General features: G+C 72.0%; 13 protein-coding genes. 5 read left to right on the top strand and 8 right to left on the bottom strand.

Annotated features, from left to right (window positions below; translation table 11 throughout):
* Positions 1 to 62 precede the first annotated feature (62 nt).
* Genes FFT10_RS28940 through FFT10_RS18950 form a run of 3 tightly spaced genes read right to left on the bottom strand, consistent with a single transcriptional unit; the run spans position 63 to position 1,946 of the window.
* Positions 63 to 515 (bottom strand): hypothetical protein, encoded by a 453-nt coding sequence (locus FFT10_RS28940; protein WP_137734421.1) that lies wholly within the window; start codon positions 513 to 515, stop codon positions 63 to 65.
* Complete coding sequence (locus FFT10_RS18955; RefSeq protein ID WP_137734438.1) at positions 512 to 1,582, bottom strand: MBL fold metallo-hydrolase; 1,071 nt, start codon at positions 1,580 to 1,582, stop codon at positions 512 to 514. The genes FFT10_RS28940 and FFT10_RS18955 overlap by 4 nt, the downstream gene beginning before the upstream one ends.
* A gap of 22 nt (positions 1,583 to 1,604) precedes the next feature.
* Positions 1,605 to 1,946: an ArsR/SmtB family transcription factor gene (locus tag FFT10_RS18950; protein ID WP_137734420.1), complete on the bottom strand. Its 342-nt coding sequence runs from the start codon at positions 1,944 to 1,946 to the stop codon at positions 1,605 to 1,607.
* Between the two features lie 166 nt (positions 1,947 to 2,112).
* On the opposite strand from FFT10_RS18950, the gene FFT10_RS18945 reads away from it, so the two are divergent.
* The 3 genes from FFT10_RS18945 to FFT10_RS18935 are packed head-to-tail and all read left to right on the top strand — an operon-like array spanning position 2,113 to position 6,713.
* Positions 2,113 to 3,192, top strand: a complete 1,080-nt coding sequence (locus FFT10_RS18945; RefSeq protein WP_137734419.1) for an efflux RND transporter periplasmic adaptor subunit — start codon at positions 2,113 to 2,115, stop codon at positions 3,190 to 3,192.
* A 21-nt stretch (positions 3,193 to 3,213) separates the two neighbouring features.
* Positions 3,214 to 6,507, top strand: coding sequence for an efflux RND transporter permease subunit (locus FFT10_RS18940; protein WP_137734418.1), 3,294 nt, complete (start codon positions 3,214 to 3,216; stop codon positions 6,505 to 6,507).
* Positions 6,504 to 6,713 (top strand): YgaP family membrane protein, encoded by a 210-nt coding sequence (locus tag FFT10_RS18935; RefSeq protein ID WP_137734417.1) that lies wholly within the window; start codon positions 6,504 to 6,506, stop codon positions 6,711 to 6,713. Before FFT10_RS18940 ends, FFT10_RS18935 begins: the two co-directional genes overlap by 4 nt.
* A gap of 29 nt (positions 6,714 to 6,742) precedes the next feature.
* Here the strand turns inward: FFT10_RS18935 and FFT10_RS18930 are convergent, their stop codons facing one another.
* Both FFT10_RS18930 and FFT10_RS18925 read right to left on the bottom strand, forming a co-directional pair.
* Complete coding sequence (locus FFT10_RS18930; RefSeq protein ID WP_137734416.1) at positions 6,743 to 7,156, bottom strand: DUF6691 family protein; 414 nt, start codon at positions 7,154 to 7,156, stop codon at positions 6,743 to 6,745.
* Positions 7,157 to 7,164: 8 nt separating this feature from the next.
* A complete protein-coding gene (locus tag FFT10_RS18925; RefSeq protein WP_137734415.1) occupies positions 7,165 to 7,608 on the bottom strand; it encodes a YeeE/YedE family protein in 444 nt (147 codons plus the stop codon).
* A gap of 203 nt (positions 7,609 to 7,811) precedes the next feature.
* On the opposite strand from FFT10_RS18925, the gene soxY reads away from it, so the two are divergent.
* Entirely contained in the window at positions 7,812 to 8,285 is a 474-nt protein-coding gene (gene soxY, locus FFT10_RS18920; protein WP_162520842.1) for a thiosulfate oxidation carrier protein SoxY, read from the top strand.
* Positions 8,286 to 8,311: 26 nt separating this feature from the next.
* On the top strand, positions 8,312 to 8,623 hold the full coding sequence (gene soxZ, locus FFT10_RS18915) for a thiosulfate oxidation carrier complex protein SoxZ (RefSeq protein WP_137734414.1): 312 nt from the start codon (positions 8,312 to 8,314) through the stop codon (positions 8,621 to 8,623).
* A gap of 28 nt (positions 8,624 to 8,651) precedes the next feature.
* Here soxZ and FFT10_RS18910 read toward each other — a convergent pair whose 3' ends face one another.
* The 3 genes from FFT10_RS18910 to FFT10_RS18900 form a co-directional block, all read right to left on the bottom strand.
* Positions 8,652 to 9,944, bottom strand: coding sequence for an NAD(P)/FAD-dependent oxidoreductase (locus tag FFT10_RS18910; protein ID WP_137734413.1), 1,293 nt, complete (start codon positions 9,942 to 9,944; stop codon positions 8,652 to 8,654).
* 8 nt (positions 9,945 to 9,952) lie between these two features.
* A complete protein-coding gene (locus FFT10_RS18905; RefSeq protein WP_137734412.1) occupies positions 9,953 to 10,261 on the bottom strand; it encodes a c-type cytochrome in 309 nt (102 codons plus the stop codon).
* A gap of 88 nt (positions 10,262 to 10,349) precedes the next feature.
* Complete coding sequence (locus FFT10_RS18900) at positions 10,350 to 11,465, bottom strand: YeeE/YedE family protein (RefSeq protein WP_137734411.1); 1,116 nt, start codon at positions 11,463 to 11,465, stop codon at positions 10,350 to 10,352.
* Positions 11,466 to 11,474: the final 9 nt, after the last annotated feature.

The raw sequence follows: 11,474 nt of genomic DNA, 5'->3' as shown, positions 1-11,474 counted from the left end.
TTTTTTTTTTTTTTTTTTTCAAGCAGAAGACGGCATACGAGATTGTTGACTGTGACTGGAGTTCAGACGTGTGCTCTCCGATCTGTGTCCAGCAACTGCAGCGGCGGCACGGCGGCGTCGGCCGCCGCTGGGGCGGCGGTGTCGGCCAGCACCAGGCGGCTGACCAGGAAGCGGTCGTCCAGCGTCTGGCCGGCCACGGCGGCCAGTTCCCAGGGCAGGTCGGCCAGGGAAGCGTCCAGCAGCAGCAGCAGCGGGCCGGTGTCGGCATCGGCCAGCGCCTGTTGCAATGGCAGCGGCAGCAGGGCCTGCGCCAGCGCGGCGCCGAAGGCCGGCAGATCGGCCGCCTGCTGCCAGGCGGTGCCGCGCCAGGGCTGCAGGCCCGCCGCCGGCCAGGGTTGCAGCAGCTGCAGCGCCAGCCCGGGCCGGCCGGTGGCGACGAACAGCAGCGCGCCGCCACCGGCCTGGCTGACCAGCAGGCGCAGCACGCCCGCCTCCCGTGGCGGCAAGGCGCTCACGCGCTGCCCGGGGCCACCGGCAGGCCCTCGATGCGCCAGCGCAGCAGGCCGCCGGCCAGGTTGGCCACCTGGCCGAAGCCAGCCTTGGCCAACAGCAGGCTGGCCTGGGCCGAGCGGGCGCCCGAGCGGCACACCGTCACCACCGGCCGGCTGCGGTCCAGCGTGTCCAGCCGGTCCATCAGCTGCGACAACGGCACCAGCTGCGCACCGCTCAGGTGGCCCAGCGGGTCGATGAACTCGGCGGCCTCGCGCACATCGACGATCTGCACCGCGGCGGCATGCTCCAGCAGCGCCATCGGCTCGATCTCCCAGACGCCGGAGAAGCGCAGCGTCAGCGGCGCCCAGGTGGGCTGGGCATCCGGCTCGGCATCGCCCTCGGGGCGGCCGCAGCGCAGGTTGGCCGGCACCGCCTGCGCCATCTGGCGGGGGTGCGGCAGGTGCAGGGCCTGCATGTAGCCGGTGAAGTCGGTCAGGTTGACATCGCCGCCCAGCCGCGGGTTGAAGCGCCGCTCTTCGGCCACGCTGCTGACGGTGACCCCGCGGTAGTCGTGCCCCGGGTACAGCAGGCAGCCGTCCGGCAGGTTCAGGATCTGGCCGTGCACCGACTGGAACAGCTGCTGCGGGCTGCCGCCCTGGAAATCGGTGCGGCCGCAGCCGCGGATCAGCAGCGCATCGCCGGTGAAGGCCATGCGCTGGTCGTCCAGCACATAGGTCATGCAGCCGCCGGTGTGGCCGGGCGTGGCGCGCACGTCCAGGTGGCGGCTGCCGAAGGTGACGCGGTCGCCATGCTGCAGCGGCAGATCGAGCGGCGCAGCGCCGCTGGCGGCCGACACGGCGATGCGGCTGCCGCAGCGCTGCTGCAGTCGCCAGGCGCCGGTCACATGGTCGGCATGCACATGGGTGTCCAGCGTGGCCACCAGCCGCAGGCCCAGCTCCTGCAGCAGGGCCAGGTCGCGCGGCACCTGCTCATAGACCGGGTCGATCAGCAGGGCCTCGCCGCTGGCGGCGTCGCCCAGCAGGTAGGTGTAGGTGGACGAGACGGGGTCGAACAGCGGGCGGAAGATCAGCATGGCCGCAGGCTCCAGGTGGTCAGGCGCTGGGCGCCGGAAAGGCGGCACGCGCGGCCGCCAGACGGTCGAATTTGCGGGCGATGCTGCCGCAGACCAGGTCGCACAGTGCGTACACCGACGGGTCGGCGATGCTGTAGATGGCGCTGTTGCCGCGGCTCTCGCGCCGCACGAAGCCGTGCTGCGTCAGCAGGCTCAGGTGCCGCGAGATGTTGGCCGCGCTGAAGCCGCAGCGCTGGGCCAGCTCACCCACGCTGTGCTCGCGCTCGCGCAGCAGATTGAGGATCTGCAGCCGCGTCGGCTCGGACAGCGCCTGGAAATACGCCGCCACCTGGGCCAGCGCTTCGTCGGGGAGACCTTCCATGCGGGGGCAGGAACGGGGTTGGGATGCCGACATGATGCCTCGAAGTACCGCCTGGGTGGCTGCTTGTGCAAGATCCTACTTGACTATTTAGCTATGTGCGCAAACAATAGAACATCGCTGTTGTTGGATCCCGTGCCCGCCTGCACGGCTTCACAGGACCTTGTTCATGCGCACCGCCTGCTTCCGTTCCACCGTTCTGGGCACCGCCCTGGCCGCCGCCATCGGTGCCGGCTGGCTGCCCGCCGCGGCAGCCCCGCTGCCCACGGTGGAGGCGGCGGCCGGCAGCACCGGCCAGGCCACCGCCTTCGACGGCGTGGTGGAAGCCGTGCGCCAGACGGTGGTGGCCGCCCAGGTGCCCGGCGCGGTGGTGCAGCTGGCCGTGCAGGTGGGCGACCGGGTGGCCGCCGGCCAGGTGCTGCTGCGCCTGGATGCCCGCGCCGCCGACCAGACCGCCGCCGCCGGCGATGCCCAGGTGCTGGCCGCCCGCGCCGCCCTGGACGTGGCACGCCAGACGCTGGCCCGCCAGCGCCAGCTCGCGCAGCAACACTTCATCAGCCAGGCCGCGCTGGAGCAGGCCGAGGCGCAGTTCAAGGCCACCCAGGCGCAGCTGGATGCGCAGGGGGCCCAGGCCGGCGCGGCCCGCACCCAGAGCGGTTTCTACGTGGTGCGTGCGCCGTTTGCCGGCGTGGTGTCCGAGGTGCCGGTGCAGCTGGGCGACATGGCCATGCCCGGCCGCCCGCTGGTGACGGTGTACGACCCCGCGGCGCTGCGGGTGACGGCCGCCGTGCCGCAGACGGTGGCGCTGCGCCTGGCCGCCGGCGCGCTGCCGCGCATCGAGCTGCCTGGCCTGCCGGCCGCGCAGCAATGGGTGCAGCCGCGCCAGGCGCAGGTGCTGCCCACGGTGGACGCCGCCACCCACACGGTGCAGATGCGCGCCGACCTGCCGGCCGGCCTCACTGCCCTGTCGCCCGGCATGTACGCCCGGCTGTGGCTGCCGGTGGCCGCCGGCGGCACCAGCGCGGCCGGTGCGCCAGCGGTGCTGTCGGTGCCGCTGGCCGCGGTGGTGCGGCGTGCCGAGCTGACCGGCGTCTATGTGCTGGACACCGCCGGCCAGCCGCTGCTGCGCCAGGTGCGCCTGGGCCGCAGCAGCGACGGCGCAGTGGAGGTGCTGTCGGGCCTGATGGCCGGCGAGCGGGTGGTGACCGACCCCCAGGCCGCCGCCCGCACGCTGCCGGCGGCCCGCTGATCCCCGCACAGGCTGCCCACCATGTCCGACGCCAAGCACAGCAACACCCCGGCCGCCGCGCTGGGCGTGTCCGGCCGCATCGCGGCCTTCTTCCAGCAGGCGCAGATCACGCCGCTGCTGGCCCTGGTGGCACTGCTGCTGGGCATCTTCGCGGTAGCCGTGACCCCGCGCGAGGAAGAGCCGCAGATCAACGTGACCATGGCCAACGTGCTGATCCCCTTCCCCGGCGCCGCGGTGCGGGACGTGGAGCAGATGGTGGCCGGCCCGGCCGAGCAGGTGCTGGCGCAGATCGCGGGCGTGGAGCATGTGCTGTCGGTCTCGCAGCCGGGGCTGGCGGTGATCACCGTGCAGTTCAAGGTGGGCGTGCCGCGCACCGAGGCGCTGGTGCGGCTTCACGACACGGTGCAGTCCAACAGCGACTGGCTGCCGGCCGGCCTTGGCGTGCTGCCGCCGATCGTCAAGCCCAAGGGCATCGACGACGTGCCCATCGTCACGCTGACGCTGTACAGCACCCAGCCCAGCACCGGCCCCTTCGACCTGGAGCGTGTGGCCCACAGCATCGAGGCCGACCTGAAGCGGGTGCCCGGCACGCGTGAGGTGCGCAGCGTGGGCGGCCCGGGCCGCGCGGTGCTGGTCGAGATCGACCCGACCCGCATGGCCGGCGTGGGCGTGACGGTGGCCGATCTGCGCCAGGCGCTGCAGTCGGCCAACGGGGGCCTGTCGGTGGGCGAGCTGGTCAGCGGCAACCGCTCGGTGGCCATCGAATCCGGCCCCTTCCTGCGCGAGGCCAGCGAGGTGGCCGACCTGGTGGTGGGCGTGCGCGATCGCAAGCCGGTGTTCCTGCGCGACGTGGCCACGGTGCGCGACGGCCCGCCGCCGGCCACCCGCTACGTGTGGCACGGCCCGGCCGCCAAGGCCGGCGCCGCGCCGGTGGAACACCCGGCAGTGACGCTGGCCATCACCAAGAAGCCAGGCGAGAACGCCATCGACGTGGCCGACGCCGTGCTGGCGCGCGTGGCCGCACTGCGCAACACCGTGATCCCCGCCGACGTGCAGGTGGCCGAGACGCGCAACTACGGCGCATCGGCCAACGACAAGGCGCAGAAGCTGATCCAGAAGCTGCTGTTCGCCACCGCCAGCGTGGTGGCGCTGGTGTTCATCGCGCTGGGCCGGCGCGAGGCCGCCATCGTCGGCAGCGCGGTGATCCTGACGCTCACCGTCACGCTGTTCGCCAGCTGGGCCTGGGGCTTCACGCTGAACCGGGTGAGCCTGTTCGCACTGATCTTCTCGATCGGCATCCTGGTCGACGACGCCATCGTGGTGGTGGAGAACATCCACCGCCACCAGGCGCTGCACCCGGGCCGCAGCCTGGCCGAGATCATCCCCGGCGCGGTGGACGAGGTGGGCGGCCCCACCATCCTGGCCACGCTGACGGTGATTGCCGCGCTGCTGCCCATGGCCTTCGTCAGCGGGCTGATGGGCCCGTACATGAGCCCCATCCCCATCAACGCCAGCATGGGCATGCTGCTGTCGCTGGCGATTGCCTTCGTCGTCACGCCCTGGCTGGCGCGGCTGTGGATGAAGGCCACGCCGGCCCACCATGCAGACGCCAAGCCGCACGGCCTGGCCGCGCGCATCGCCCCGGCGTTCGAGCGGGTGTTCCGCCCGCTGCTGGATGCGCAGCGCGGCGCACGCCACCGCGGCCTGCTGGGGCTGGGCATCGCGGTGCTGATCGCCGTCTCCCTAGCGCTGCCGGCCACCGGCCTGGTGCTGCTGAAGATGCTGCCGTTCGACAACAAGTCGGAGTTCCAGGTCATCGTCGACATGCCTGCCGGCACGCCGGTGGAGCAGACGGCTGCGGTGCTGCAGGCCCTGGGCCGGCACCTGGCCACCGTGCCCGAGGTGACCGACTACCAGGCCTATGCCGGCACCGCCGCGCCGATCAACTTCAACGGCCTGGTGCGGCAGTACGACCTGCGCAGCGGCGGCCATGTGGGCGATCTGCAGGTGAACCTGGTCGACAAGCACCAGCGCAAGGCGCAGAGCCATGCGATCGCCACCCGCGTGCGGCCGGCGCTGCAGCAGATCGGCCAGCGCTTCGGCGCCAACGTGAAGGTGGTGGAGGTGCCGCCCGGCCCGCCGGTGCTGTCGCCGATCGTGGCCGAGATCTATGGCCCCGAGGCCGACGGCCGCCGGCAGGTGGCGCAGGCGGTGCGCCAGGTCTTCGAGAAGACGCCGGGCATCGTCGACGTGGACGACAGCGGCATCGTCGATGCGCCGAAGACCCTGCTGCTGGTCGACCGGCAGAAGGCTGCCATGCTGGGCGTGCCGCAGCAGGCCATCGTGACGACACTGCGCACCGGCCTGGCCGGCGAGGCCGCGGCCTGGCTGCACGACGGTGCCAAGTACCCGGCCGCCGCCACGCTGATGCTGCCGCCCGAAGCCCAGGGCGACCTGAACGCGCTGCTGCAGCTGGCGGTGCGCGGCGCCGACGGCCAACTGGTGCCCATCCGCGAGCTGGTGACGGTGAGCGACATGCTGCGCGAGCAGCCGATCTTCCACAAGGACCTGCTGCCGGTGCACTACGTGGTGGCCGACATGGCGGGTGCGGTGGACAGCCCGCTGTACGGCATGTTCCAGATGCGCAGCGCCGTCGCCCGGATCACCACGCCGGGTGGCGGCACGCTGGCCGAGGCCTTCATCCGCCAGCCCGACGACGTGTACCGCGGCTACACGCTGAAGTGGGACGGTGAATCGCAGATCACCTACGAGACCTTCCGCGACATGGGCGCGGCCTATGCGGTCGGCCTGGTGCTGATCTACCTGCTGGTGGTGGCCCAGTTCGGCAGCTACCTGACGCCGCTGATCATCATGGCGCCGATCCCGCTGACCATCATCGGCGTGATGCCCGGCCACGCGCTGCTGGGCGCGCCCTACACCGCCACCAGCATGATCGGCATGATCGCCCTGGCCGGCATCATCGTGCGCAACTCCATCCTTCTGGTGGACTTCATCAACCTGCAGGTGCGCACCGGCATGGCGCTGGAAACCGCCATCGTGCAGGCCGCCATCACACGGGCGCAGCCCATCGTGCTGACCGGCCTGGCGGCGATGCTGGGCGCGTTCTTCATCCTCGACGACCCGATCTTCAACGGCCTGGCGATCTCGCTGATCTTCGGCATCTCGGCGTCGACGGTGCTGACCCTGGTGGTCATCCCGATCCTGTACTACGTGGCCTACCGCCACCGGCTGGGCGCCATCACCGGCCAGGCCGATCCCGTTCCGCCCCCCACCCTCGAAGGAGAACCCTCATGACATCCTGGCAACTGGTGCGCCTGTTCGCAGGCAGCTTCATCCTGCTCTCGCTGGCCCTGGGCATCCCCGGCAGCCCGCTGTTCGTCAGCCCCTGGTGGCTGGCCTTCACCGCCTTCGTCGGTGCCAACCTGCTGCAGAGCGCACTGACCCGCTGGTGCCTGATGGAGACCATCCTGCGCAAGCTGGGCGTGCGCGCCGGCGCCTGAGGCCAAGGCGGCGGCCGCAGCCGCGGATCTCAGGGCCGGGCCAGGAACCTGTCGTGCAGCACCATGCCCACCAGCATGGCCAGCACGAAGATGCCGGCCTCGCCCATGCCGCTGCCCAGCGCCACCAGTGCCGGCCCCGGGCAGAAGCCGGCAATGCCCCAGCCGGTGCCGAAGAGCAGGCCGCCACCGATCAGCCGCCCGTCGATGGTGGTGTTGGCGGGAATCTCCATCGCCGCGCCGCTCCACGACCGGCTGCGCCGCCGCGCGAGGCGGAACACGCCCACGCCCAGGGCGATGGCGCCGCCCATCACCAGCGCCAGGCTCGGGTCCCAGGCGCCGGCCAGGTCGAGGAAGGCCTTGACCTTCATCGGATCGGCCATGCCGGCCAGGATCAGGCCGAGGCCGAACACCAGGCCGCTGAAGAAGCCGAAGGCGTGTCCCATGGCGGGCCTCACAGCCCGTGGCGCAGCACGAACACGGTGGCAAAGCCCGCGCCCATGAAGGCCAGCACATTGACCAGCGAGCGCAGCGAGAAGCGGCTGAGCCCGCACACCCCATGGCCGCTGGTGCAGCCGTTGCCCATGCGCACGCCCACGCCCACCAGCAGGCCGGCCACCACCAGGCCGGCGGTGCCCACGTCCACGCTGGCGGCCGGCAGCGGCGCCACCAGGCGCCAGGCCCAGGGCGCCAGCAGCAGCCCCAGCAGGAACAACAGGCGGTTGGCATCGGGCCGCAGGCTGGTGCCGGCCAGCACCGCCCGCAGCGGGCTGGCCAGGATGCCGGCGATGCCGGCGACGCGGCCGTTGCCGAACAGGTACAGCGCGGTGGCCAGGCCGATCACCAGGCCACCGGCCAGTGACGCCCAGGGCGTGAAGTGGGTCCAGGCGATGTTCATGCGGGGTCCGGAGGGGCAACGGTTGGGGATGGGGAACGGAACAGACCGCGCGGCGCGCGGCGGCGCTGCAAGCACCTGCAGCCACTGTAGACCACGTGTGCCGGCGCGCCCAGGGGCCAAGGCGCCCGGTGCGTGGCGCGCCCGCCCGGCCTCAGGCACAGTACGGGCCCTTGGGCGGCATGGGCCGCCAGCACCCGACACCGATGACCGACGCCTCGCCGCTGCACCGCCGTGCCCTGCTGTCCCACGCTGCGCGCGTGGCCACCCTGCTGTCGGCGGCCGGCCTGTGGCCGGCGGCCGCGCAGGCCGCCGTGCCGGCCCAGGCCTTCGACGCCAAGACCCTGCCCGAACTGGCCCGCCTGCTGGGCGGCAGCACGCCGACCGAAAGCCGCGAGGTGTCGCTCAGCGGCCCCGAGGTGGCCGAGAACGGCGCCTCGGTCACGGTGAACTTCGGCACCACGCTGCCGGGCGCGCGGCGCCTGCTGCTGCTGGTCGAGAAGAACCCCAGCCTGCTGGCTGCGGCCTTCGAGCTCAGCGATGCGGTGGAGGCCAGCTTCGTCACCCGGCTGAAGCTGGGCCAGTCGTCCAACGTCTATGCGGTGGCACTGGCGGCCGATGGCCGGGTGCTGTTCGCGCAGCGCGAGATCCGCGTCACCCTGGGCGGCTGCGGCGCCTGAGCTTCCACATCCACAGGCAGACCACGATGGCAGACCCCACCCGCATCCGCGCGCAGATGGCCGGCGACAAGGCCCAGGTGCGCGTGCTCATGGCCCATGAGATGGAATCCGGCCAGCGCAAGGACAGCGCCGGCAAGACCGTCCCGCCCTGGCACATCCAGCAGGTCAGCATCGCGCTGAACGGCAAGCCGGTGCTGAGCGCGCAGTTCGGCACGGCCGTGGCCAAGAACCCCTACCTGCAGTTCCAGCTGAAGGGCGCCAAGCCCGGTGACAAGGTGGCGGTGAGCTGGCGGGACAACCGCGGCGACAGCCGCAGCGACGAGGCCACGGTGGCCTGAACGCGGCCGCCCCACGGCCCCGCAGCGCTCAGCCGAGCATGTCACTCCAGATGTTGTCGGCCCAGGACAACGCGTAGCGCCCTTCCAGCGCACTGGCCGCGGCCGAGACGCCGCCCGAGCCCGGCACGGTCTTGAAGGTCTTCTCGGCCGCGTCGTACTGGTGCACCGAGGCCACGTGGACCACATCGCTGGCGGTGACGAAGCTGTAGCAGGTGTTCATCACCACCGGCGTGGCATTCACCGCCTCGCCCTTGAGCAGCTGGATCACCGCCGCCGCCGCCACCTTGGCATGCTGATTGGCCATGTGGCCCGACTTGGGCATCAGCGGCGCCGAGAAGGTGGCGTCGCCCAGCACATGGATGCCGGGCGCGGCGGTGGCTTCCATCGTCAGCCAGTGCACACCCACCCAGCGGCTGTTGACGTTGACCAGGCCGGCGGTGCGGGCGATGTCGCCGGCGCGCTGCGGCGGCACCACGTTCAGCACATCCGCCTTGACGTCCTCGAACTCCAGCTTGGCGACGTTGCCGGCCACCTCCTTCAGCTCGGCGTTCGGCCGGTACTCGATGAGGCCCTTGTAGTGCTCGGCAAAGGCCTTCTCGAACAGCGCCTTCTTGCTCTGCACCTCGGGGTTGGCATCCAGCACCAGCACCTTGGCACGCGGCTTGGCCTGCTTGAAGTAGCTGGCCACCATGCAGGCCCGCTCGTACGGCCCGGGCGGGCAGCGGTAGGGCACCTTGGGGATGGTGATGGCATACACGCCGCCGTCGGGCATGGCCTCGAGCTGGCGGCGCAGGGCCAGGGTCTGCGGGCCGGCCTTCCAACCGTGCACCACGCGGCCGCTGGCCAGCGCCGCGTCCAGCCCGCCCACCTGGTCGGCCATGAAGTCGACGCCCGGCGACAGGATCAGCCGGTCATACGGCAGCACCTGGCCGCTGGCCAGGCGCACCGTCTTGCCGGCTGCGTCGACGGCCGTCACCTCGCCCTGCATCACCCGCACGCCCAGGGCCTGCAGGCTGGCGTAGGGGCGGGTGATGTCGGCCATGGCCTTGTGGCCGCCGACCACCAGGTTGGAGATCGGGCAGGAGACGAAGCTGGCGTTGCGCTCGACCAGGGTGACGTCGATGTTGCCGCCCCACAGCCGCAGGTAACGTGCCGCGGTGGCGCCGCCGAAGCCGCCGCCCACCACCACCACCCGGCCGATGGACGGGCCGCTGGCGGTGCTGGCGCAGCCGGCCAGGCCCAGGCTGCCGAGGCCGCCCAGGGCGGCGGCGCCCAGCAGCAGGCGGCGGCGGTCGGCTTGCAAGGTGTTGGGTGTGTTCATCGGCGGCCTCATGGACGGGCCGGCTGCGCGGCGAAGTAGCCGGCCACCAGGCGGATCTGTTCGTCGGTGTAGCCCTTGGCGATCTGGTGCATGATCGTTGCGGGCAGGGCACCACGCTTGTAGTCGGCCATCGCGGCCATGATCCTGTCGGCCGGCAAGCCGGCCAGCGGGCGCATGTCGCCACGGGCCTGACCGTTGGTGCCGTGGCAGTTGGCACAGGTGGCCGCCAGGTTGCGGGCCAGGTGCGCATCCTGGGCAGATGCAAGTTGCGGCAGCCAGGCCACGGCCCAGGCTGCGGCCAGCACGACAGATTTCATCCAGCGCTCTCCGGTGGTGGATCGGACCTGCGAGTGTGCCAGCGCCGCCGGCCCGGCGGTGCCGGCGGGGTTGTGGGCCGGCGCCGGCTCAGCCTTCCCGGTCCAGCAGCCAGGCCTGGTAGCGCAGCGCCAGCACGCTGCCGGCCGCGATGGCCGCCAGCGCCAGCAGGCTGCCCAGGGCCAGTGTCGACACGCCCGAGAGCCCCTGACCGATGCTGCAGCCCAGCGCGGTGACGCCGCCCACGCCCATCAGCACGCCGCCGGCCAGGTGGTGGGCCAGGTCGCCCACGCCGCCGAAGCCTTCCCAGCGGAAGCTGCCGGTGGCCAGCGCCACCGCGGCCGAGCCGGCCACCACGCCGACCACGCTGACGATGCCGATGGTCAGCACCTTGGCGCTGTCGCTGAAGAACAGCAGCCAGTCCAGCGCGTAGGCCACCGGCGCGGCCATGCTCAGGGCCTCCATGCGGCGGGAGTTGGTGGCCAGGAAGCTGGGCTCCAGCGTCACCGGATGCTCGGCCACGAAGCCCAGCCGGCCCGACACCCACCACAGCCCCACCACCACCGCGCCGATGCCGGCGCCACCCAGCCACACCTCGGCGCTGCGGCCCTCGGGCCGGCGCAGCACCCAGGCCAGCAGCACCCCGGCCACCAGCGCGCCCAGCAGCAGCGCCATCTGCGGCACCGGCAGGCCCAGCCCGGCGGCCAGCAGGCTGGGCAGATCCTGCCCGCTGGGCAGCGGCAGCACGGCGGCATCCACCGTGTGCACCCGCAACACCGCAGTGATGCCCTTGAGCGTGGCCATGCCCGAGACCGCCAGCACCAGCAGCACCACGCCGGACTTCAGGTTGCCGGCGCCCAGCCGCACCAGGCTCTTGCTGCCGCAGCCCGAAGCCAGCACCATGCCGAAGCCGAACAGCAGCCCGCCCACCAGGGCCGACAGCCAGGGCAGCTGTGGCCCGGCGTACAGGCTGTCACGCGCGGCGATCCAGCCGGCGCCCACCATGCCGTTGAAGCCCAGCACCGCCACCGCGATGGCCAGCACCCACATGCGCAGGCGCGTCCAGTCGCCCATGTTCACCACGTCGGCCACCGCCCCCATGGTGCAGAAATGGGTGCGCTGCGCGATCGCGCCAAACAGCACCGACAACCCGAAGGCACTGCCCAGCACCAGGGCCGTCAGCGCCTGAACATCCGACTCTTGCATGCGCGGATT

Source organism: Pseudaquabacterium pictum, assembly GCF_005403045.1.
GTDB classification, from domain to species: domain Bacteria; phylum Pseudomonadota; class Gammaproteobacteria; order Burkholderiales; family Burkholderiaceae_C; genus Pseudaquabacterium; species Pseudaquabacterium pictum.
Note: the sequence above shows the minus strand (reverse complement) of the source record. Positions and strands in the feature narration are given on the sequence as shown.